16 protein-coding genes are annotated in these 23008 nt (G+C 56.0%); 9 read left to right on the forward strand and 7 right to left on the reverse strand.

Annotated elements, in window-relative coordinates; genetic code table 11:
- Positions 1 to 145 precede the first annotated feature (145 nt).
- From BHAP_RS00065 to BHAP_RS00075, 3 genes are all read left to right on the forward strand, one after another.
- A complete protein-coding gene (locus BHAP_RS00065) occupies positions 146 to 1273 on the forward strand; it encodes an ABC transporter ATP-binding protein (RefSeq protein WP_094728443.1) in 1128 nt (375 codons plus the stop codon).
- Between the two features lie 244 nt (positions 1274 to 1517).
- Positions 1518 to 1715 carry a hypothetical protein gene (locus BHAP_RS00070; protein ID WP_094728445.1) on the forward strand — a complete coding sequence of 66 codons (198 nt, stop codon included), beginning with the start codon at positions 1518 to 1520 and terminating at the stop codon, positions 1713 to 1715.
- Positions 1716 to 2298: 583 nt separating this feature from the next.
- Positions 2299 to 3765, forward strand: a complete 1467-nt coding sequence (locus tag BHAP_RS00075) for a DUF4032 domain-containing protein (RefSeq protein WP_094728447.1) — start codon at positions 2299 to 2301, stop codon at positions 3763 to 3765.
- Between the two features lie 426 nt (positions 3766 to 4191).
- Here BHAP_RS00075 and rlmB read toward each other — a convergent pair whose 3' ends face one another.
- On the reverse strand, positions 4192 to 5196 hold the full coding sequence (gene rlmB / locus BHAP_RS00080) for a 23S rRNA (guanosine(2251)-2'-O)-methyltransferase RlmB (protein ID WP_094728449.1): 1005 nt from the start codon (positions 5194 to 5196) through the stop codon (positions 4192 to 4194).
- 108 nt (positions 5197 to 5304) lie between these two features.
- Here rlmB and BHAP_RS00085 point away from each other — a divergent pair, with 108 nt between their 5' ends.
- The gene (locus tag BHAP_RS00085; protein ID WP_094728451.1) at positions 5305 to 6729 is read left to right on the forward strand and encodes an MDR family MFS transporter; all 1425 of its coding nucleotides are present in this window, start codon (positions 5305 to 5307) and stop codon (positions 6727 to 6729) included.
- A 72-nt stretch (positions 6730 to 6801) separates the two neighbouring features.
- Here the strand turns inward: BHAP_RS00085 and BHAP_RS00090 are convergent, their stop codons facing one another.
- The 3 genes from BHAP_RS00090 to BHAP_RS11745 form a co-directional block, all read right to left on the reverse strand.
- A complete protein-coding gene (locus BHAP_RS00090) occupies positions 6802 to 7050 on the reverse strand; it encodes an AbrB/MazE/SpoVT family DNA-binding domain-containing protein (RefSeq protein ID WP_158216391.1) in 249 nt (82 codons plus the stop codon).
- 280 nt (positions 7051 to 7330) lie between these two features.
- The gene (locus tag BHAP_RS00095) at positions 7331 to 7693 is read right to left on the reverse strand and encodes a hypothetical protein (protein WP_094728455.1); all 363 of its coding nucleotides are present in this window, start codon (positions 7691 to 7693) and stop codon (positions 7331 to 7333) included.
- Complete coding sequence (locus BHAP_RS11745) at positions 7690 to 8028, reverse strand: hypothetical protein (protein ID WP_094728457.1); 339 nt, start codon at positions 8026 to 8028, stop codon at positions 7690 to 7692. Before BHAP_RS11745 ends, BHAP_RS00095 begins: the two co-directional genes overlap by 4 nt.
- Before the next feature lie 592 nt (positions 8029 to 8620).
- Here BHAP_RS11745 and BHAP_RS00105 point away from each other — a divergent pair.
- Complete coding sequence (locus BHAP_RS00105) at positions 8621 to 11119, forward strand: prolyl oligopeptidase family serine peptidase (protein ID WP_094728491.1); 2499 nt, start codon at positions 8621 to 8623, stop codon at positions 11117 to 11119.
- Positions 11120 to 11688: 569 nt separating this feature from the next.
- Here the strand turns inward: BHAP_RS00105 and BHAP_RS11790 are convergent.
- The gene (locus BHAP_RS11790) at positions 11689 to 13962 is read right to left on the reverse strand and encodes a sialate O-acetylesterase family protein (RefSeq protein ID WP_094728459.1); all 2274 of its coding nucleotides are present in this window, start codon (positions 13960 to 13962) and stop codon (positions 11689 to 11691) included.
- Between the two features lie 3 nt (positions 13963 to 13965).
- Positions 13966 to 15363: a GDSL-type esterase/lipase family protein gene (locus BHAP_RS00115; protein ID WP_094728461.1), complete on the reverse strand. Its 1398-nt coding sequence runs from the start codon at positions 15361 to 15363 to the stop codon at positions 13966 to 13968.
- Between the two features lie 391 nt (positions 15364 to 15754).
- On the opposite strand from BHAP_RS00115, the gene BHAP_RS00120 reads away from it, so the two are divergent.
- Positions 15755 to 17146 (forward strand): GH1 family beta-glucosidase, encoded by a 1392-nt coding sequence (locus BHAP_RS00120; RefSeq protein ID WP_094728463.1) that lies wholly within the window; start codon positions 15755 to 15757, stop codon positions 17144 to 17146.
- Between the two features lie 245 nt (positions 17147 to 17391).
- Here the strand turns inward: BHAP_RS00120 and BHAP_RS00125 are convergent, their stop codons facing one another.
- Positions 17392 to 18141: a hypothetical protein gene (locus BHAP_RS00125; protein ID WP_244569173.1), complete on the reverse strand. Its 750-nt coding sequence runs from the start codon at positions 18139 to 18141 to the stop codon at positions 17392 to 17394.
- Positions 18142 to 19257: 1116 nt separating this feature from the next.
- Here BHAP_RS00125 and BHAP_RS00130 point away from each other — a divergent pair.
- The 3 genes from BHAP_RS00130 to BHAP_RS00140 all read left to right on the forward strand — a co-directional run bounded on the left by BHAP_RS00130 (position 19258) and on the right by BHAP_RS00140 (position 22984).
- Positions 19258 to 20652, forward strand: coding sequence for an ABC transporter substrate-binding protein (locus tag BHAP_RS00130; RefSeq protein ID WP_094728465.1), 1395 nt, complete (start codon positions 19258 to 19260; stop codon positions 20650 to 20652).
- Positions 20653 to 20993: 341 nt separating this feature from the next.
- Positions 20994 to 22091 carry a carbohydrate ABC transporter permease gene (locus BHAP_RS00135; protein WP_094728467.1) on the forward strand — a complete coding sequence of 366 codons (1098 nt, stop codon included), beginning with the start codon at positions 20994 to 20996 and terminating at the stop codon, positions 22089 to 22091.
- Entirely contained in the window at positions 22088 to 22984 is an 897-nt protein-coding gene (locus BHAP_RS00140; RefSeq protein WP_094728469.1) for a carbohydrate ABC transporter permease, read from the forward strand. The genes BHAP_RS00135 and BHAP_RS00140 overlap by 4 nt, the downstream gene beginning before the upstream one ends.
- Positions 22985 to 23008: the final 24 nt, after the last annotated feature.

Genomic DNA, 23008 nt, shown 5'->3' on the forward strand with positions numbered 1-23008 from the left:
TTCAACGAACCGAAGATAACTGAACGCCGAAGTTTGGGACTTAGCCGATGTGGGAAGTCGCAAACGGAAGCACTGAAAATAACCATACAAATCCCTTTACAACGGATCGTGAGACACGTACCTGCCTCTGAAAGGATGAATTATCATGGCTGAAGTCGTTTTCGACCACGTCACTCGTATCTACCCGGGCAACGATAAGCCCTCTGTGGATGATCTGAATCTGGATATCAAGGACGGCGAGTTCCTGGTGCTGGTTGGCCCGTCTGGCTGCGGTAAGTCCACCACCCTGCGCATGCTTGCTGGTCTGGAAGAGGTCAACAAGGGCCGCATCCTCATCGGTGGCAAGGATGTCACCACGATGCAGCCGAAGGACCGCGACATCGCAATGGTGTTCCAGAACTACGCTCTGTACCCGCACATGACCGTGGCCGACAACATGGGCTTCGCTCTGAAGATTGCTGGCACTCCGAAGGATGAGATTCGCAAGCGCGTCGAGAAGGCCGCTGAGATCCTCGATCTGACCGAGTACCTCGACCGTAAGCCGAAGGCTCTGTCTGGTGGTCAGCGTCAGCGTGTTGCTATGGGCCGTGCAATCGTTCGTGAGCCGAAGGTCTTCCTCATGGATGAGCCGCTGTCCAACTTGGACGCAAAGCTCCGTGTCCAGACCCGTACTCAGATTGCTGCTCTGCAGCGTCAGCTGGGCGTCACCACCCTGTACGTGACCCACGATCAGACCGAGGCTCTGACGATGGGCGACCGCATCGCCGTCATCAAGCTCGGTATTCTGCAGCAGGTCGGTGCTCCGACTGAGCTGTACGATCGTCCGGCCAACGTCTTCGTCGCTGGCTTCATCGGCTCCCCGTCGATGAACCTGAACACCCACCCGGTGGTCAACGGCAAGGCAAAGATCGGTGAAGATACCGTTGATCTGCCGGCCGAGGCTGTCAACAAGCTGACCGCTGAGGATGGCGGCAAGATCGTCGTCGGCTTCCGTCCGGAAGATGCCTCTCTGGCTACCCCGGATGATCCGAACGCCTTCTCGCTGAAGGTTGTCAACGTCGAGGATCTGGGCTCCGATGGCTACATCTACGGCAACATCATCACTGATGGTTCCGCAGCTGAGGAATCCCAGCTCATGTCCGATCAGAACAAGCTCACCACGATTCGTGTGAACCCGCGTGCTCTGCCGAAGGTCGGCGAGGTCGTCAAGATCAAGATCGATCCGTCCAAGATGCACCTGTTCGCTCCGTCGACTGAGCTGCGCCTGAACTAGTCGGTTCTTAGCGGCGCATGGGATTCGCTTGCGCCGCTCCGCTCCACTGGTTGTGCGGTGCGCGTGTGTGTGCACGCTGTGTGCTGTGTGCTTATGGCGCGCGATCCTATGCGTGTTATACGCACGACCGGTGTGGTAGATACTTGGTACGGGAGATAACCGTACCAACCATTAAACGAGGCATTCTCTTCCTCTCTTAGGCCTCGTTGGAAAGACCCCGCGTTGTAGCGGGGTCTTTTTTGTTGTGCGGGATTGTGCGGTCGGTCGTGGTGCGGTTGCTGCGTGGGCGGCATTGTGTGGTTGTGGTGCGGTTGCTGATGCGTGGCTGTTGAGTCTCAACTATGCGTGGCAGAAAACGCTCGCTGACGGTGGTCTCAGCGAGCGTTTTCTGCCACTCACGGTAACGAGTGGCGGTTTTTGCTCGCTGATCATCGCTCAGTGAGCGTTTTCTGCCACGCACATGGTGTGGTGTTGTGCTGGGTTGGTCACGCGATGGAATTGACCCGTTACAATCCATCGCGTGACTACATCAAATGCGGTTGGCTGTGTTACTAGCGAGTGGCGGTTTTTGCTCGCTGACGGTGGTCTCAGTGAGCGTTTTCTGCCACGCGTATCGGCGTAATGAGCGTAACTACGCGCAATAACCATACGTGCGCGTAGTTACGCTCGTTTTCGAGCCCAAAATCTAGCGTAAGTGCGCGCACCCTTCGTTATTGCGCGTAGTTACGCTAGATTCAGGCGCTATTCTCCAGCTTGCGTTGGGTCGCTACGTATTGTGACGGCTTGCGCCCGCCTCGCAACGGGGCGTGTCGGTTTGCACCAGACTTGACCCGGACCGACCCCGCCCCTGACCGGACCGATCTGTCTGGCTTGCGTCCGGTCCGGCTCGTACGGCGGGCGTTGGGCCGGACCAGCCTGACCGACCTCCGACCGGCCCCGCCCTGCCCCGCACGCCCCGACCCGCACGCCCCGACCCCGCGCCCACCGTGCGAGCCGTTCCGCCTGTGCCGGTACGATGGAGTGCTATGGAAGTCAACACTTTGTCACAATTGGACCCGCGCGCCCTCAAAGCCACATCCGTCAACGCTGAGGATGTGTCCGCCGAAACGCCCGAGCCGCAGGCGCTCAAGATCACCGCCGCGAGCTCGAATCCGAAGATGTTCACGTTGCCGTGGGAGAAGCCGCTCGCCACATGGCCAGTCGAGTTACTCGCCAATCTGCCCCGCGGTATTTCCCGCCACGTCGTGCGTTTCGTGCACGTGGGCGACGAAGTGTACGCGATGAAGGAAATCACCCGTCAGGTTGCTGAACGCGAGTACGAGCTGTTGCGTCGTCTGCAAAAGCTTGACTTGCCGACCGTCCAGCCGATCGCCGTGGTCACCGGCCGTCACGATCGCGAAGGCGAGTCGCTCGAAGCAATCCTCGTCACCAAGCATCTCAAGTTCTCGCTGCCGTACCGCGCGCTGTTCGCTCGTAACTTGCGTCCGGACACTGCCGAGCGACTCATCGACGCGCTGGCTGTGCTGATGGTCCGTCTGCATCTCGCCGGCTTCTACTGGGGTGACGTGTCTCTGTCGAACGTCCTGTTCCTGCGCGATGCCGACGCGTTTTCCGCGTTCCTCGTCGACGCGGAAACTGGCGATCTGCATATCAACTTGACCGAGGGTCAGCGTGAGTACGATATTGATCTCGCGCGCACGAATATCATCGGCGAACTGATGGATCTCGCGTCCGGTCGCCTGCTGCCGAGTGACGTTGACGAAATCGAGGTTGGCAACCGTTTGGTTGAGCGGTACCACTCGCTGTGGAGCGCGCTCACTGATACGGATAAGTTCGGTCCGGACGAGATGTGGAAGATCGAAAAGCGCGTCAACAAGCTCAACGAGCTTGGTTTCGACGTGGATGAGCTGGAGATGAAGACTGCGGAGGACGGCAAGCGTGTACTCGTGCGTCCGCGCGTGGTCGATGCCGGTTATGCGTCGCGCAAGTTGCTGCGACTGACTGGCTTGGACGTGCAGGAGAATCAGGCTCGCCGTTTGCTCAACGATTTGGATGCGTACCGTGCGTCGACGTGGCGTGAGGGCGAGGAGTTGGAGATCGTTGCGACTGACTGGATGCGTGAAGTGTACGAGCCGACAGTGCGTATGATTCCGCGCGAGTACCGTTCGCAGATTGAGCCTGCACAGTTCTTCCACGAAGTGCTTGATCACCGGTGGTTCTTGGCTGAGAAGGCTGGTCACGATGTGCCGATGGGCGAGGCTGTGAAGAGTTATATTGAAAACGTATTGCCGCAGTATAAGCTCGACAAGAAGGATGTGGACGAGCTGAATGCTGAGGCTGATTCCGGCGTGGTGGATGACGAGTACACGTACAACACGTACGATAACGGTCGTTTCGACGAGGATGGTAACCCGGCGCATCAGCACCCCGACGATGACGACGATTACAACCCCGACGACGATCCCGACGCCGCGGTGTGGGCGAGCCGTTAAGCGCGAAGCCCAGTAGGCTTCGCGTAGGCGAGCCCTGAGTGAGGCCGATAGGCCGAGCGAAGGCAGCATTGGGCCCTCGCATAGCGAGGTCCGAAGTTGCAGGAGCCGTTAAGTGCGAAGCCCGGTGGGCTTCGCACAGGCGAGCCCATGATGCGGTAAAACTCGCATGATGCGGTAAACCTCGCATGATGCGGTTTTGCAAAATGGCGTAATTCCGCCATTTTTAGGTGAACATGTATTTTGCATTTACCGCACCATGTGAGTTTTACCGCACGATGGGATGTTTACCGCATCATGGGATCGTATAACGTTGGACGCGCATGGCGGCGGGGCATATATACGTAATGTGGGTCGGGACTCCGATGAGGAAACCCGACCCACATTACGTATACAGACAGACGTATACAACCATCAGTGCATGCGTTACTACTGTGCCGTTTCAGCCGCCGCAGCCGCCTCGCGACGAGCGCGCGCAACCGCATACAAGCTAATACCCGCCGCAACCGAGGCGTTCAGCGATTCGACCATGTTGGAAATCGGAATGCCCGCGATCGCATCGCACGCCTCGCGCACGAGTCGGCTCAATCCCTTGCCTTCCGAGCCCAGCACCACGACCAACGGATCAGTCTCAAACCCAGTTTCGCCAACCAGCTTGTCACCGCCGCCGTCGAGTCCAACCGTGTAAAAACCGCGCTCCCGCAGGCTTTCGATCGCCTTGGTCAGATTCACCACGCGCGCAACCGGCATGTGTGCTGCCGCACCAGCCGACACTTTCCACGCGGCAGCCGTCACTGACGCCGAGCGACGTTCCGGCAGAATCACGCCGTTCGCACCAAACGCGGCAGCCGAACGAATCACTGCACCGAGGTTCTGCGGATCAGTCACGCCGTCCAAAGCGATGAACAGCGGCCGAGCGTTAATGCGCGTTTCCGCCGAGTTAACCTCTTCCATCGCGCGCGCTTTACGCTCGGCCTGATCCACGAGATCAGCCAGCGATGAGTACTCATACGGCTGCACTTTGAGCACAACGCCCTGATGATTCGAGGAGTGCGCAATTCGGTCCATCTCAAGCCGGTCTGCTTCCAGCAAGTGCAGGCCGCGCGTACCAGCCAATTTCACGATTTCACGCGTGCGATCATCGTGTTCAATGCGCGCCGCAATATACAGCTGCAAACTCGGCACGCCTACACGCAATGCCTCGAGCACAGCGTTACGGCCGATCACCAGATCGTCAGAATCCGAGGTGAACTTGGCTGCGCGACGGCGTGCTGCCAGTCGCGGATCAGCCATTTGACGACGTTGCGCGATCTTCTTTTCCCGATATGCCTTGTGATACACGCGGTCTTCGGCCTTGGGCGTCGGCCCGTGCCCGCGCAGCGCGTTACGATGCTTGCCACCCGACCCCTTGGTCGGTCCTTTCTTGATAACCATAGGTGCCATTGTCCCAGACCCCCGGCACAAATCGGCTGCGCGGCGCCCGCCACAAATCGGCGACGCGCACACCGCAAGCTGCCCTCGTCAATGCGCTAAGGTGTTCTCGTGAAGAAAGAACGTAGTATTTTCGGCCTGCCCTTACTGTTTTGGGGCTTGTGGCTTGCGCTGTTGATCCTGTGGATGGGCCGGTTTGTCATCTCGTTCATGTCGATGTACTTGGTCAAAGATTTGCACGTTGACGCTGGAGTCGCCGGCACGATCGTGTCCATGTACGGGTTCGGCGGTATTTTCGGCTGTCTGTTCGGCGGTTCACTGTCTGACCGTTTCGGCCGTCAGTCGATGATTATCAGTGGCGAAATCGGCGCGGCAATCATGCTGATTGTGCTTTCGTTTATCGACGATCCGTTCACGATGGGCGCGATGTTGCTAATCTACGGTGCTATTTCGTCGATTCCGACCCCAGCTATCGCCGCGTATATCGCTGACGTTGTGCCGATTCGTGCGCAGAAACGTGCGTATACGCTGCAAACGTGGGCAGTGAATTTCGGTTTTGCGATCGGCCCGATTATTGCTAATCAGCTTGTCAAGATTTCGTACACGCTCATGTTTTACGCGGAGGCGATTATCCTCGTCGTCGCGACGGGACTGCTGATCGTGTTCTTCCACGAGGCACGCAAGCTGGGCGGTACTGATACGGTACGTGATGAATCGCTGCACGAGTCGCAGACGGCACGTAAGGCGGATCGCAACGTAACGATTGACGTTACGTCAGACGACGTAGCTGCAACTGTCACGTCATCCTTGTCGACAGTTGCGAACGACGAGGATACGTCCGCCGCAACGATCACGCTCGCGAACGATACTGCAGACCCGGCCGATAGTATGTCCGCCGCCGACCGTCAGTCAGTCTCGCTGCTCGCAAACTATCGTCGCGCGCTCGCTGACTGGCCGTTCATGGCGATGGTCGTGCTCATGTTCGGCTATACGATCGCGTACTTCCAACTCACCAGCGGTCTGCCGATCGCGCTCACGCAGCTCGGCATGGGCACGGATCAGTATTCGGTTCTGCTGACGATCAACGGCGGTATGCTGTGCTTGCTGCAGATTCCTGCGCTCGCCGTGTTTAATCGTATGAGTAATACGCGCGTGCTCGTGCTGGGCATGCTGATTACGGCGGTCGGCTACGCGTTTCAGATTGGCGCGACGTCGTGGCATGGGTTCGCGATTGCGGCCGTATTGTGGACGTTTGGCGAACTTGGTACGTTCCCGATCGCGGCGACAACGGTTGCGAATCTCGCGCCGGCCGAGGCTCGTGGCACGTATCAGGGACTGTATAACCTCGTGTGGTCGCTGTCGAATGGCGCGGCTCCGCTGGTCGGCGGCTGGATTATCGGTGGATTCGGTAGCCGCACGCTGTGGATTTGCTGCACGGTGATGTTCCTGATCGTCGCCGCTGGACTGTACGCGACTAAAGGCGCGCGCGAACGTGCCGTCGCTCGCAACCTACACGCAGCTGATCTTGCCAGCTGACTTGGGCTGACTTGTACTGACTTGTGTTGACTGCAGCTCAGCTGTGAGTACAAGGTTGATTCTCTGCCTGTTTTAGATGAGACAGGCCATGATCATTTCGATGGCAGCGTCTGGCTTATCCTGTGGCAGATATCCGACGATTTCGGCATTGTAGCGTCCGACTTGCGTGGAGTGAGATCGCGGCGGAGTAATGATGATGCGATCGCCTTCGACATCAATGGAGACGCGACTGCCCTCGTGCAGGCCGATGCGGTCGCGTATTTCCTTAGGAATACGGATGCCTTCGCTGTTGCCCCATTTGCTGATGGTTGCTTCGACCATAGCGCCTCCTTGACTGGATATACAAAGTATATCTCTTGCGCGTGGTCGGCTGGGATTCGGGGGTGATTGTTGCGGTGGCGGGAGTGCGGTAGCAGTGCTCATGATGACTCTTTTCGTATGTGTTTTATGTGCTCATGCTTGGGGGCAGCATACGGGAGTTGCGGACTGTGCGCAAGCTAAGCCGGGGGTATGTGGTCGAACGGTCGGAGTTATCCACAACGCGGCGTGTCTATCCACATTTTTTGTGGATAATTCACGGCATGTTTGCGGCGCGTGGATGCTATGCCAGCGCGCGATCAATAAGTTCGTTAACTGCCTCTTCTCGCGTGAGTTGATGCGCTTGGGCGTAGATGAGAATCTTTTGCTCACGAGTCAGATCAGATTGCGCAAGACTGCGCCCGAGAGCCTGCCGAGTATATTCGCTCGGCGTAATGTGTTTGATGTTGGCTGCGGCTTCCACTAGCGACCAAAGTTCATTTGGAATGCGGATGGTGTGTGCCTTCATGTCCATGCGGCTCGGTGTAAATGAATCTGGCTCGCGGGTGACTGTACAATTCGGGAAACCATCTTCAGCTTCTTGCGCCCAGCGTTCGACCATGTCGTCAGTAATAGGCGTGCCGTCTTCGGCGATATATTGTTTCATGCTTGACTCCATTCTTTGAAGAATCCCTTAGTCAGATAATTTGCGTGTATGACGAGAGGCTTACTGTCTGCTGTCTTGACATATACGAGTTCAATAGCTCGGCGCTGCTGATCGAATCCGATGGCCGCCCATCGGGGTGGTTCGGCGTTATGGTCGCGCTCGCGTATGCGCGCTGGACCGATGCGCGTAACGAATGCGGTTATGATTTGTTCTCGCGCCAATCCGTGCGTATGTAGTGCATGTGGATGGATGTTGATGATTGCTTCTTGATTGTGATTATACCCAAATATATGACGTTTGTCATACGAATCTGGTGGCGTATAGTGATCGGTCATAGTGCTCCTTGGGGAAGATTGTTCGCATCGTTGCGTTGAGTACAGGCAGATTAAACGATGTGAGGTAGTGGTGCAAGCTAAACCGGGGTATGTGGTCGAACGGTCGGAGTTATCCACAACGCGGCGTGTCTATCCACATTTTTTGTGGATAACTCACGGCAATGTTCTGATAAAAGGTCCCAAGATTTGCGAAGTAGAATCGGTCGGTATGAGCGATGACACATATGAAACCGATATCATCGGCGAATCAAACAGTAACCCTTCACCCAGCGATGTAATCTCCAGATTCCCGCGTCTGCGGGCACGCACCTTGCGCTTCGGTTGCGGCGCCCCGCGCTCGGCGCGAGTGATCGGCGACGGCACGCGAGCTTTGTTCCTGCGCTCGGACGGTCCGGAAGATCTCGTAACCTCGTTGTGGCTGAGCGTAATCGAACCGAGCGATGAGACAGCGACATCCAGCGCGTCCACTTCCGCAGCGTTCACACATAGCGAAATCAAACTCGCCGACCCGCGCGAACTACTGGCCGACGCAGACGCCGAAGACGTGCCAGCCGAAGAGAAAGCTCGCCGTGAACGCGCTCGCGAAGGCGGCATGGGCATCGTCAGTTACTCGGTCGACGCTGCTGGCCGTCGCGTGATTTTCACGATCAACGGTCGTTTGTTCCTCACCGAAATCCTCGACAGCGCCGACAACACCGGCACCAGCGCCACCACCAACCACAGCCTCCCCACCTCCCGCACGCGTCAACTCGCGCCCGCCGCGCTCGACACGGACGATCAAGGCGTGTACGGCCCCGTGCTCAATCCGCGCATCAGCCCGGACGGCAAGCATGTGCTGTACACCACCGGCGAACATCTTGAGCTGATTGATATCGCCGACTGGGATGATGCGGTCGCGTACGAGCAGCGTTGGCGTGCCGCGCAACAGCAGAACTCGTCCAACGCGGCACGGCTTGCCGACGAGCCAGCTGGCGACCTCGACGATGGCGTTTTCATTGCGATGGACGACGACGAAACGTCGATTTCTGAGGGCCTGTTCGACCTCGATGAGACTGACGACACTGATGTCACTGACGTAACTGACTCGGACAGCGTAGTTGGCGCATCCGGCACGGCGTCGCTGTCCGATATTGCAAACCTCGCAGATACCGCAACGTCAGTTCCAGCTGACGGCGATCGTATCGGCACAATCTGGGGCGTGTGTGACGACGATCATGACAGCGACGAGCGCACTGACGCAGCCCACGCCACCCACAGCACCTGGAAAATCGGCCTCGCTGAGTTCGTCGCCGGCGAAGAAATGGACCGCTACGACGGCTTCTGGTGGTCCCCCGACTCGCGTCACATCCTGTTTGAAACGTTCGACACTTCCCCCGAACCAATGTGGTACATCAGCGATCCAGCTAATCCTGATCATCCCGCTGACGGCCGCCGCTATCCGCGCGCGCTCACCGCGAACGCCGACGTTCACCTGACCGTCGCTGAACTTGCGTTCGATACCAACGATCAGTACGCCGGTATCGCTGGTACTGAAGTGCGCTGGGATCGCACGCCGTACGAATACGTCGCCGCTGTCAACTGGAGCAAGGGTCACGATCCGCTCGTGCTCGTACAGGACCGCTGCCAGCGTAACGATCAGGTTCTCGCGGTTACGGTCAGCGGCGAGCAAGCTGGTGATACGCGCGTGCTTGAGACGCATCACAACGATCAGTGGATCGATCTCGTGCACGGCACGCCTGCATTCACGCCGGACGGTCGACTGATCTGCTCGTTCAACGATATGCAGTCGGATACGAACCGACTGACAGTCGACGGTCGCGCGTTTACGCCGGCCGGATGGCAGGTGCGCGATGTACTCGACGTGACCGATCATGATGTGCTGGTACGCGTGCAACGGACGCCGGAAATCGCGGCGGACGTGCCGGCTGCGTGGAGTAGTGCTGACGGTCGCGCTGGCGACGAGCGGTTCGTTGGCGGTCACGATGCGCGCAGTTTCGACGTAGTGAGTATTTCGTTTGACGGTACGATTACGTCGGTGACGAGTGCGCCTGGCGCGTGGACAGTGTCGCGCGGCTCGCGTGGCATGGTGGTGTCCGGTCGCGATATGACTCACGCGCGCTCGCACATGTGGCATATCGCTGGGACGGCTGGAGTTGCGGATGTTGCGGATGTTGATGGTGTGGGTGCTGCGGGTGCTGTGAATGTGGACGCTGCTGCCGCGACGATCGCGAATCACGCAGCCGAACCGGGATTCGTGCCGAACGTGACGTTTACGCGGCTCGGTGAGCACCAGCTGTACACGGCGATTATCGCGCCGAGCGAGTCCAGTCCGTATGCGCATGCGAGCAAACTGCCGGTGCTTATGAAGCCGTACGGCGGCCCGGGGTTCCAGCAGGTGATCGCCTCGCAAGCGTTCTACTGGGAGGCTCAGTGGTGGGCTGATCAGGGATTCCTTGTGGTGACGGCTGATGGTCGCGGTACCACCGGTCGCGGGCCGAAGTGGGATCGTGCGATTTTCGAGAATATGAAGGATGTGACGCTTGCTGATCAGGTTGAGGCCGTGCACGCGTTGCCGGATGCGATCGCTGAGCTGAATGCTGGGCGTGGTGCAGCTGATAGCGTGTCCGATGGTGGCGCGGCTGGTGGCGCGATTATTCCTGCGCCGGATCTTGACAAAGTGTGCATGATCGGCTGGTCGTACGGCGGATTCCTGTCCGCGCTCGCCGTGCTCGACGCGCCTGACGTGTTCAAGGCCGGTTGTGCTGGTGCTCCGCCTACGGATTGGACGCTGTATGACACGCATTACACCGAGCGATATCTCGGCCTCGATCCGGACGTGTACGCGCGCAACGGCATTGTGCAGGATGCGCCGAAACTGCATCGTGCGCTCATGTTGATTCATGGATTCGCGGATGACAACGTGACGATCGCGCACAGCCTGCGTTTGAGCCAAGCGCTGATGGCTGCCGGTCGCCCGCACACGTATCTGCCGCTGACGGGCATCACCCACATGACCAACGATGAAACCGTAGCCGAGAACCTCCTCATTCTCCAGCGCGATTTCCTCCGCGACGCCCTAGATCTCCACTAATCGGCGTTGTGCGCTCCTACCCATTCCTATGCGTGGCAGAAATCTCTCACTGAGCCCCGCTCAGTGAGAGATTTCTGCCACTCCGTGCTGGTGTGCGTATCGCCATTGATGGCACGTTGATATTCAGCTCCCCTCAAAGCACGTTGCCGTGAGTAGGCTTATCGTGGCTCCTCTTGTCAGGACAGCACCGTGAAGCAAACAGCGGAGCTGTTTGTAGGTGCTGTGCGAGCCGACAGGTGAGCCAGTAAATTGCGCGCGTAGCGCGTCTGTAGTTGCATGTCGAGCTGTCAGCGTAGCTGACTGAGGGGTAGTCACACCTTTGGAACGCCTAACCCGTGTAACTATCCCTCAGTCGCGCCTCGCGAGCCAGCTCGTCCTGCAATTGACGACCTTAAGTACGCATTATCGGAATGTTTCTGCTGACTTACGGTCGTTTGGGATGCTGTATTAGGCCGTAAGTCAGCAGGAACGTCAAGATAGTGCTGACTTACGGTCGTTTCGGGGGCTGTAGAAGGCCGTAAGTCAGCAGAAGCATCAAGATAGTGCTGACTTACGGCCTGTTGAGAGAACTACTGCACCTTAGTCCAGAACGGTGGTGCGGGTAAACCGTCACCGTTGAATAGCGGGGCGGGTCCCCAGCTGCGCCACGCGTAGCGAACAGCCTTTGGCTTGCCACCGATATCAGGCGCGCTGAGTAGGACGGTAGCATGATCGGCGGCAGTCGTCGTATCACCTGTCCCAGCGGATACGTCATCAGTATGAACTTCGATCGTTGCTGCTGCCGGTCGGAAGATACCATCCGCGCCAGCAACCTCAAAACCAGAATCGCAAGCGGCACGATAGTATCGATCGTCACATGATTCAGAGCCGTTTACCAGAGCTTCCTCTGAGAGAGGCATGTCACTAGGCGTAACGTCCTGCTTGTCGCCAGACGATATTGCCTGCTGATCTATATCATCGTCGCGCGTTGCCATCGCCGGCCGGCGGTACGTGCCGGGCACAGTACCATCAAACTGCAGTCCACCAGCATGATCGAACTGTACAATAACCGTGCATTCAGCAGTAGCACCATCCTGCGTCTCACGTGACCCAGCTTTGAACGCAACCGGTTCAGCTTGTGCCGTTACGCACTGCGGACCGTCCACCGGAATATCGCCACGATCATACACATAATGCAATGCGCAGTTCGCAAGCCGCTCGCCGGGCGTGCGCTTGTCGGTCGGGTGAATGTTGTCAAACTCGCCACAGTCGATCGTCGTAATCGTATACGTGCGCGGTATTTCGCGTGCCGCCGCCCACTGTGCTTCACGAATCACCGGCCAGTGCATCGGATCAGCGTCAGCCACAGTTTTATCAATCCACTGCGGCAACTGCACAATCAGGAATGGCAGCGGGCGTATCTCACAAGCAGCGGCATGGTCCGTATTGTCATGGTCCGTATTGTGTTGCACACAGGATACCTCATGTACTGGCTGCGGTGACGTAGTGGACGACATCGTGTGATGCGCTGCGCACGGGGATGTATCGGTATAGTTCGCCCACAATCCGCGCCACTCGGCAATAAGCCGCGGCAACAGCTCGCCGTACGATTCGCAGTACGACTCATCCTCCTCGCCCTGATACCACAAGAATCCAGCGATACCGTACGGTGCGACTCGCTCGATCATCGTGCCGAACGGTCCAGTCGGCCGGTATTGTGAGGTCGGCGTGACTGGCGGCGGCCACGGGCACGCGCCGTACTGCTCGTTGAGTGTATCCCACGTTATGTCTGGTTCAGCCGCGCGAGCTTTACCGATTGCTTCATTCCACGCATCGAACTTTGTCTTCCATGCCGTGGTTTCAGCCTCGAACTGCTCGTCTGTTTTTCCGGCGATCGCATTACTGAACCGGTTCAGATATGCTTGTCCGGCTTCGCAACTTTCCAGCGTTGCACGACTCATCCACGAGGTGATTGACGTGCCGCCAATATAACAGTCGATAATGCCGACCGGCACGTCTGCTCCCAGCTCAGCACGCAAACGACGCGCGAAATAATACGCGACCGCCGACATCGTGCCGCTCGTATCTGGCCCACTCACCTGCCAGATTGCATGGTCTTCAGCCTCAGTATCAATAACGCCGGTTTTGGGTGTGTTGTAAAAGCATAACAACGGGTCGGCGCTTGCCGCCACGGCCGCATCCGCATGTTCGCTGTTGCGCAGTTCGAGCTCCATATTGCTTTGACCGCCGGCCAGCCACACTTCGCCCACGTAAACGCGCAAGTATCGCAGCGTGACGCCGGAGTGGTCGCTGATCGACAGCTCATATGGGCCGCCAGCTTCGAGCGCGGGCAGTGTGACGAGCCAATGGCCGCTGGCGTCGATAGTGGTGAATGCACTTACGCTGTCGGATGCGGCGAAATGAACCGGTTCAGCTCCGTTGCGGTGACCAAGTTTGGAGCCGATAGTACTGGTGATATCAGTGCTGTGGATGCTTCTGACGGAAGGAGAAGTGTTCGACTGTATGTGATCAAATGACTCGCTATTGTGCTGAGTCATCTGGGCGGAAGTATTGAGCTGCGCATGTGCGTCTAGCTGCGTTTCATCGCAGCGTGTGATGACCTTAAGCGGTTCAGTTGACCCGTTTTGCAGTAATTTCACAATGACAGTACGACCGGGAGTACCGGTTCCGAATACAGGAATCGGCTGATGCCGTTGTAACACCATATCGTGCGAAAAGATCGCAGCGGGGCGGAGCTCAGGCGTGCCGATCGGCTTGTCTATGGCGGCATTGCTATCGCCGCCCGCCAAACCAGACATATTCGCGCCCGGTGCCGGGCCAGTAGCGACTTGATTGGTACTCATCACTCACGCCTCCCAAATGCTCTCACCGAGCGACTCAATGAACGCAGTAAGCTCGCGCGCCATCTCCTCATGTTCAGCCACACGCGGATGACCCGGTGTTGCTGCACCATTGCGCGAAAACAGGAAATGATGCGCAACCGTGCGGGCTGTACTGGCATCTGCGGAGTCAGTGTGCTCGGTGCGGTCGGTATCGTCATGATGGTTCATGTCGGTCGGTAAAGCAGTCTCGGCAGCATTCTCAACGTCAGTAGTTGTTCCAGCAATCGTGTCGGCCGAAACTGAAGCGGTTGAGCTGCTTACCGCAGCATCCGCCACAATATCCGTTGCACCAAACGGTACACGCGCCGACTGGCCCTCGCCAAGCGTGGCATTAAACATCTGAACCGCTTCATCAATCGCGCGGTCCCACGCCGGATCGTGCATCAACAACGTGGTAATGCACACGATCGTCGCTTGCGGATAGCGCGCGTGAATCGCCCTCAGAAAATCAACATACCGTGCACGCCAATGCACAGCCTGCTCGCCGTCATAATCCTGAGCCATAAAATCAACTGGATGTGAGTCATTCTGTCCGATCGCGACGATCACAACTTGCGGCGTAAACCGGCGGAAATCCCACGGTTTCGTCTCGCCAAGCGTCGGGTTATACTCAACGCGATCCCAAATACTTTCCTGACCAACGTAATCTGGTCCAGCAAACCAGCCGATACCGTCAATCAGCGATGCGCCACCTTGCGACGTGTCATGCAACGCGGCGCCGAGATTGCGAGCGGTGATCGCAGCGTACGACTGCCATGCGTTACTGTAACCGCTTAAGTCCACTTCGGGGTCGGGTTTGCCGACATACAGCGATGCCTCGTTGCGCTCGCCGCAGGAGACGGAATCGCCGAACACCTCGATACGGCGGGTTGGTTCAGAGGCGAGTGGCGGCATGATTTGTGCGCCATCGTCAATCCCGAAATTGAGCAACTGAACGTAGTGTTGGCCGTCTTGGCGCTTGAAAATAACCGCTTCATGCTCAATGTTTGGCAGGTTGTCGGCGAGTGTGACGGTGACGGGGGATGGGGCATATGGGGCGGATTCGGCAGGCGCAGAGAGTGTGGTAGCTTCGGTGCTGTCGTCTAGGGTGCCGTTGGCTTGCGTGACGCCAGACGGGATGCGGACTTTCGTTTGCACGCCGTCGATAATGACGCCGAGATGCGAATCGCCGTAATTCCAGTAATTAATCAGCGTTGCGGTGAGTGCTGAACCGGTAAAGCGGAACGCAGTTTGCGTGTACGGGTAGACCCAGATTGGCTGAGTTGGGTCGGTGTCGTCGATGCGACCCATCGTGCGCAGTGCTGGATGGTTTGGCAGAATGATGGTTCGGTGTGTGCTTGTTGGCGTGTTGTGAATGGTCATGGCGATCTTGGTTCCTCGTTGATTGCAGTGATGCCGTTTTTGACTCTGTTAAACCAGAATTGGCATTGGTTCTCCCCTCCCTTAGCTTCCCCTTGTCAGGGGAGCTGCCGGCGAAGCCGACGGAGGGATGGCTTCAAGCATATGCCAAAGTTGGTTTAACAGAGCCTTTTTTAGTTGGTATCGAGTATTGCCCGATATGAAGGATTTGTAGAGTGCGAAACCCTATATCGCGCAACACCTTAACCGGTTAATAAAAAATATGATACACTCATCAATGACGAAGTTAATTACCAACCGGTCGCTAAGGATGGTGATCGGTTCGGCGAACACCGGACCCTCCGGGTCGTCGACAAGCCGCGCGCAGACGCACGCCAGTCAGAAAGGAACTCCGATGCCACTGTCCAAGGACTTCATGTTCGGCACCGCAACCGCTTCATATCAGATCGAAGGTGCTGCCAACGAAGGTGGCCGCTGCCCGTCCATCTGGGACACGTTCTCCCATGAACCGGGTCATACTGTCAACGGTGACACCGGTGACGTGGCCACCGATTCGTACCACCGTTACAAGGAAGATATCGCGCTGCTCAAGGAACTCGGCGTCGACGCGTACCGTTTCTCCATCGCCATGCCGCGCATCGTACCAACCGAACTTGGCCCGACCAACGAAGAAGGCATCGATTTCTACGAGCGTGTCGTAGACGAACTGCTCGCTAACGGCATCAAGCCGTGCGCCACGCTATATCACTGGGATCTGCCGCAGTATCTCGGCGATAAGGGCGGCTGGCTGAACCGCGACACCGCTTGGCGCGTGGCCGACTACGCACAGCGCGTCGCTGGGCGTCTCGGCGACCGCGTTGACACATGGATTACGCTCAACGAGCCGTGGTGCTCCTCCTACTTAAGCTACGGCGGCACCGAACATGCGCCGGGACTCGGCGGCGGCCCGGTCGCATTTGAAGCGGTTCATCACTTGAACCTTGCACACGGTCTTATGGCACAGGCACTGCGTAGCGCGATCACCAAGCAGGATGCGAAGCTCGCGGTCACGCTCAATCTGCAGTTCAACCGTGGCGACGCAGACGCCGTGCACCGCGCCGATTTGATCGGCAATCGCGTCTTCCTTGACCCGATGCTGCGCGGCTACTATCCGGAGGAACTGTTCGCCATCACCAAGGGTATTTGTGACTGGGACTTCATCAAGGATGGCGATCTCGAACGCATCCACCAGCCGATCGACTTGCTCGGTATCAACTACTACTCAACCGGTTTACTTGCGATGAGTGATCGTCCGCAATTCCCGCAGTCCACCGCGGCGAGCACGTTCCCTGGCTGCAGCGACATCGACTGGTTGCCGACCCCGGGTGAGCACACTGAAATGGGTTGGAATATTGACCCGAACGGTCTGTATGACATGCTCGTGCGCGTGCACAATAACTATCCGGAGATGCCGATGTTCATCACCGAGAATGGCATTGCGTGCGCTGATGAGTTGGTTACCGAAACTGATCCGGCAACTGGTGAACCGGTTAAGGCCGTGCACGATGACAAGCGCATCGCCTACCTGACCAAGCATTTCGATGCCGCTCGTCGCGCGATGGAAGCTGGTGTGGATCTGCGCGGTTACTTCGTGTGGTCTATGCTTGACAACTTCGAGTGGGCGTTCGGCTACACCAAGCGTTTCGGCATTACTTACGTGGATTACGAGACGCAGGAGCGTACTGCGAAGGACAGCTTCAAGTGGTATAAGCAGCTCATCGCCTCGCGCGAACTGCCTGTGCTGTGAGGGTGCTGGCCCTAGTGTGATATTTCGGCGGACCTTGCCCGAGTTCCGCCGAAATATCACAAAAAATGGCCTCAAAACGTGATATTCCGGCGGAGGTTAAGGGGTACTCCGCCGCAATATCACAAAAAACCACTGTCTAGCGTGATATTCCGGCGGAACTCGGCATATCCTCCGCCGGAATATCACGTTTATACCCAGTACTGAGCGCAAAACTTACAAACAAGCGGTATTCCGTGGATTTCGCATCAGTTGTGCGATACTTGTTGCCGACGCAAATATTCGCGTAAGAAGGGTACTGCAAAATCAACTTTACCGCGTTCTGTCTCGCGGATGACATAGGCGTCAAGTAGCCGTTTGCGGTATGTGGCGGCGTAGTTGCTAGTTTTGCCCATACGTTCGGCTACTACCGCGGTAGATGATGGTCCGTCTGCCATTGCCATTGCTTCCAGATATGCGCGATCATTATGAGATAAACCAGATAATTCGGGAATGCACACGGCATTATCTAGATCAACGTTAGCATCGCTAAGACCTTGTTGTACATCCTGATCGCTGACAACATCTGCATTCCGCATATCCGCAGCATCCCATATGTGATATCCCACTAGCTGAATCATATATGGATACCCCGCTGTCGTCTCAGCCGCAGTAGCAACCTGTTTCTGAGTGATCGTCATCCCAGAGGTACTGAACGTTGTTTCAAATGCTGTGCGTACTTCCTCAATCGGAACATCAGTGAGTACGTTAGTTTTGGCGCGTCTGAGAAACATAATGACTTTGTCGTTAAATAAATCTGACATCATCTGCGGAAGTCCGGCGAAAACAATGGCGATATTTCGCCGTTCTCGGATCTGATGTTGAACTGCCGTTGCGAGAGCGATGAGATCAGATTGGTCAGCAGCTTGCGTTTCATCTATGGTGATGAGTAGTCCAACATGACGTTTATCTAGCGTTGCTAGACGTTCTGACATGGCCTTGCGTAAGGTTTCTGGCATACGTTTTTGGGAGACAGTTCTGCTTCTCCTAGACTGATACTTGTCCCAGCGATGCTCAGGGATGGTTTAAACGCAAATCGATCAAGAAGCCGATCTTTGACTCGCAATTCATTGACCAAGCGCTCGCATAATCCTTGGGATGCGTTTTCCTCGATAATATTCCAATGCCTTGTGCGAGCTTTATCGGCAAGGACGGTGAGCATGACTGTTTTGCCTGTACCTCGGGCACCAGTAATGAGCATGATACGCCCTGGAGCGCCAACTCCATTGTCTAGTCCTTTTTCGAAGTCACGGATGATTTTGGAGCGTCCAATCAGCAGTGGTGGTTCTCCGTCTGCTGTTGGCTTGAATGGATTCTGCGGGGGATCTCATGCTGCCTCCTAAAACCCTATATATAAAGCCAAATCAAAAATATCAAAAATATCAAAAATGAAGGCAGACCAATCTGCAGCACAGTTGCCGTGAAGCAGCAGCAGCGCTGTTTCACGGCCCACCCTGACAAAATGGGCCAAGGAAAGAGCAATGTCAATTCTGACTTAACAGAGCCAAAAGAACAAGGGTTTGATAGGCGCGTAGAAGTGAGCGGATGTGGAAGGGTGGAAGAGTGCGAAAGGTGCGAAGGCGGAAGAATGATGAGAGTAGTGACTGGAATGTGACGAATGATATCGAGCGCGAACCGGTAACGTAACCGGTTCAGTAAATGATGATCAGCGTGAAGAAATACACCAGCTAAGCGGCTAATATTGCTCGAACACTCAGTCGCGACACGCCGAAAAGCGTACTGTAATGACTTACGAATCCAGTTGTGTACGATCGTACTGATCAAAGGTGAACATGACTGAAATTCCAGTATTTTCAAGGGCTGTGTCCACTCCATCAATCGCTAAACAATCGCTGATGTTCGATTATGTGAACCCATATATTAACGCAGTTACTTAACCGGTTGACAAACTCAAAAGTTCGATGCTATATTAAATGTCAACAACGCAAAAACCTTACAGAATAAGGGTTTTGCGAAGTGTGCGCTGCCGGTGTTCATAGCTGAGCGACGGCGGAAACCAATAAAAAGGACTGAAGGCTTCACCTATTCAGGACTGATTGGCAAAGGAGACAGGAATGAAAGCACTCAAAAAGATCGTAACCGCGGCCACTGCCGCTGTCTGCGCGCTGAGCATGGCGGCCTGCGGAACCGGTTCAGGTTCCAGCGACGGCACTGAACTGACTTACGACAAGATCGAACTTGGCACCACTGGCAAGGACATCAAGACCACTGTCAACCTGTACAGCCATCGTACCGATATGCTGCAGGACACCTACAACGGTACGACATGGAAGCAGTACATTGAAGAATTCAACAAGCTGTATCCAAACATCACGGTTAAGGTCGAAGGCGGCACCAATTACGGCGATTCCGCACTGACCCGTCTGCAGGGCGGCGACTGGGGCGACATGATGATGATCCCAACTGTCGATGCCTCCGAGCTGCAGAACTACTTCCTGCCCTTCGGCACTGTCGATAATCTGAAAGATAAAATCCACTACGTGTATGCCCAGCAGTACGACGGCAACGTCTACGGCATCTCCTCAACCGGTAACGCGGTCGGCATCGTTTATAACAAAGCTGTATTCAAGGCCGCCGGCATCACTGAGAATCCGAAGACTCCAGAAGAGTTCATCAACGACCTCAAGCTCATCAAGGAAAAGACTGATGCCATCCCGCTGTACACCAACTACGCGGCCGGCTGGACGATGGGCGCATGGGATGCCTACATCGGTGGTACCGCTACTGGCGACGCCAAGTACATGAATCAGGAGCTGCTGCACACGCAGGACCCGTTCTCTGACCCGGGCGACGGCACTCACGCTTACAACGTGTACAAGATTCTGTACGATGCCGTGGCTGATGGACTGATCGAAGACGACTTCTCCACCACTGATTGGGAAGGCTCCAAGACTCAAATGAACTCCGGCAAGATCGCCACGATGGTGCTCGGTTCGTGGGCTGTCTCCCAGATCAAGTCGGTCGGCGAGCATGCTGACGATATCGGTTACATGCCGTTCCCGATCACCGTTGACGGCAAGCAGTACACTTCCTCTTCTGCTGACTATGCGTTCGGTATCAACAAGGACGCTTCCAAGGAGAATCAGGAAGCCTCGATGATTTTCATCAAGTGGATGACTGAAAAGTCTCACTTTGCTACGAACGAAGGCGGTTTGCCAGTCGACAAGGCTGATACCACACTCCCGGATGTCTACTCTGAGTTCAAGGATGTGACGTTCGTTGAAGATGAACCTTCTGTTGAAGGCGAAGAAGATCTGTTCAACGATCTCAATTCCGACTCCGAACTTAACATCAACGCTGCCGGCGATGCTCGTGTCCAGTCCATCGTCGAAAACGCGGCTAACAAGACCAAGTCTTACGACGATCTTGTTAAGGAATGGAATGAGAAGTGGAACGGTGCGCTGAAAACTGAGAACGTGGACGTCAAGTACACCACGGTCGCTAAGTGAGCGAGCGAGTAAATAACTCACCCGCAACGTAACCGCTTCAGTTACTTCGCTGAGCTAACAATCTAGCCATAACCCACCTTCCTCCATCCAACTGTTCGGGTAGTCGTCAGCAGCAACGCCGGTGGCTGCCCGAACGCATCTTCAGACTTTCGTTCATCGCACAATCGCGCGTGATCGAACTCTAATAACCATCCCAACTGGTTTTATGAACCGCTTCAGCTCAGCTCACCCAGCTCACCCAGCTCACCCAGCTCAGCGCAGCCGGCGCAAGTTAGCGCAAACCGCAAACGCGCGAAACAAGCGTACAAAGCAACATAAAACCCAACCAAAGAGAGGGATCTATGACCTCGTCAACAGTGGGAACGACGTCATCCGTCGACATCCCTGATAATATCCAGCCAAAAGACTGGCGCAAGACAGGAATCATCGTGGCGTTCTCGGCGATCCCGCTCGCCCTGCTTGTGTTCTTCACCTACCTGCCGTTCTTCAACATGGTCGGCTACAGCTTCTACAAGATGAAGTACATTGGTACCCCGAAGTGGATCGGTCTGCAGAATTACATCGAAGTGTTCACTCGCCCCGACACGCTGTCGTCGCTCAAACTCAGCCTTTACTACATGGCCGGCGCGCTCATTCAGGTCGCCATTGCGCTGTACCTGTCCACGATGCTCGCGTTCAAAGTACGCGGCGGCGGCTTCTTCAAAGCCGTCTATTTCTTCCCGTTCCTGATCAACGGAATCGCAGTCGGCTTCATTTTCAAGTTCTTCTATACTCGCGGCTACGTGTTCGATACCGTGCTGCAATGGTGTGGTTTCCAACTCGACTCCCTGCCGTACTGGCTGAAGGATCAGCGTATCAACAACTGGTCGCTGGTGGGCGCGTCTATCTGGCGTTACCTTGGACAGAACGTCATTCTGTTCATCGGTGCAATTATGTCGGTTGACAAGACGCTGTACGAAGCCGCTGAAATCGACGGTGCGAACAAGTGGCAGCAGTTCAAGCACATCATTTTGCCCGGTATCCAGACGATTCTCGTACTCAACATCATCCTGTCGATTACTGGCTCGCTGTCCGCTTTCGAAGGTCCGTACGTGATTACGACTGGTGCGAACGGTACTGCAACGTACTTCGTACTTATGGATCAGCTCGCGCACGGTAGCCAGAAGGTCGGTCTCGCATCCGCGATGGCTGTGGTACTACTCATGATTATCTTGCTGTGCGCTCTGCTACAGCAGATGTTCTTTAAGTATGTGTTCCGTGACGCTGATGACGGCGTTGCGAAAGCGAAGAAGAAGGCTGCGAAGATCGAACGTCAGCGTCGCAAGATGGCGTTGAAGAACGCGCCGATCGTGCGTAACGGTTCTCGTAACACGGGTAACGGCTCGGGCAACAGCTCACTTAACGGCTTCAGTAACAACAAGGAAAAGGCGGTGGCATGATGACTGACGTTGTCGCACAAGCCAAAGCGCGTAGTATGGCGCGCAGCAATTCGTTCTGGTACAAGGCAAAGAACGGTCTGCTGGTCTTTCTTAAGTACTTCTCGCTGATTTTCGTAGCGTTCTGGATGCTTGTACCGCTGGTCAGCTGCTTCGTGACTGCAGCTAAAACCACGAAAGAATATCAGAGCACGTCTGTGATGCAACCGCCGTCGAACTGGTTCAATGTTGCGAACTATGTGCAGGCGTTCAAAGCATCGAATATGGCGATCGCGTTCCGTAACTCGTTCGTTGTGCTTGTAGTGGTACTGATTATCACTACGCTTATCGGTACGATGCTCGCGTACGTACTGTCCCGCTTCACCTTCCCGGGGAACGCGGTGATTCGCGGTCTGTTCACGGTGGCCGCGCTACTGCCAGGTATCGCAATGCAGGTTCCGATGTACAAAATGATGGTGCAGCTGCACGCGGTCAACACAATGTGGGGCTACATTTTGATGATGTGCGGCACCGATGTGATTTCGATTTACGTGTTCATTCAGTACTTTGAGAACATTTCGATTTCGCTCGACGAAGCTGCGATTATGGACGGCGCCTCATACTGGACGATCTACTCGCGTGTGCTGCTACCGTTGCTGAAGCCGGCGATCGTGACCTGCATGATTTTGAAGGGCGTGGGCGTGTACAACGAGTACTATGCCTCGAACCTGTACTTGCAGAAGGAAAGCCTCAAGACGATTGCGATCGCGCTGTACTCGTTCACCGGCCCGATGGGTAGCCAGTACAACTTAATCTGCGCTGGCGTGATTATTACGCTGTTGCCGATGCTGATTTTGTTCCTTATTTTCCAGAAGCAGATTTACAACGGCATCGCAGCTGGAGCGGTTAAGGAATAGCATTTGGCCGTATTGTTAGCTACT

The sequence above is a fragment of the Bifidobacterium hapali genome (assembly GCF_002259755.1).
In the GTDB taxonomy this organism is placed as follows: domain Bacteria; phylum Actinomycetota; class Actinomycetes; order Actinomycetales; family Bifidobacteriaceae; genus Bifidobacterium; species Bifidobacterium hapali.

Bases quoted from the DNA above. Each gene is read 5' to 3' on its own strand.
- BHAP_RS00065 (WP_094728443.1), top strand. From the start codon at position 146: ATGGCTGAAGTCGTTTTCGACCACGTCACTCGTATCTACCCGGGCAAC.
- BHAP_RS00075 (WP_094728447.1), top strand. From the start codon at position 2,299: ATGGAAGTCAACACTTTGTCACAATTGGACCCGCGCGCCCTCAAAGCC.
- rlmB (WP_094728449.1), bottom strand. From the start codon at position 5,196: ATGGTTATCAAGAAAGGACCGACCAAGGGGTCGGGTGGCAAGCATCGT.
- BHAP_RS00090 (WP_158216391.1), bottom strand. From the start codon at position 7,050: ATGGTCGAAGCAACCATCAGCAAATGGGGCAACAGCGAAGGCATCCGT.
- BHAP_RS00095 (WP_094728455.1), bottom strand. From the start codon at position 7,693: ATGAAACAATATATCGCCGAAGACGGCACGCCTATTACTGACGACATG.
- BHAP_RS11745 (WP_094728457.1), bottom strand. From the start codon at position 8,028: ATGACCGATCACTATACGCCACCAGATTCGTATGACAAACGTCATATA.
- BHAP_RS00105 (WP_094728491.1), top strand. From the start codon at position 8,621: ATGGGCATCGTCAGTTACTCGGTCGACGCTGCTGGCCGTCGCGTGATT.
- BHAP_RS11790 (WP_094728459.1), bottom strand. From the start codon at position 13,962: ATGAGTACCAATCAAGTCGCTACTGGCCCGGCACCGGGCGCGAATATG.
- BHAP_RS00115 (WP_094728461.1), bottom strand. From the start codon at position 15,363: ATGACCATTCACAACACGCCAACAAGCACACACCGAACCATCATTCTG.
- BHAP_RS00120 (WP_094728463.1), top strand. From the start codon at position 15,755: ATGCCACTGTCCAAGGACTTCATGTTCGGCACCGCAACCGCTTCATAT.
- BHAP_RS00125 (WP_244569173.1), bottom strand. From the start codon at position 18,141: ATGCCAGAAACCTTACGCAAGGCCATGTCAGAACGTCTAGCAACGCTA.
- BHAP_RS00130 (WP_094728465.1), top strand. From the start codon at position 19,258: ATGAAAGCACTCAAAAAGATCGTAACCGCGGCCACTGCCGCTGTCTGC.
- BHAP_RS00135 (WP_094728467.1), top strand. From the start codon at position 20,994: ATGACCTCGTCAACAGTGGGAACGACGTCATCCGTCGACATCCCTGAT.
- BHAP_RS00140 (WP_094728469.1), top strand. From the start codon at position 22,088: ATGATGACTGACGTTGTCGCACAAGCCAAAGCGCGTAGTATGGCGCGC.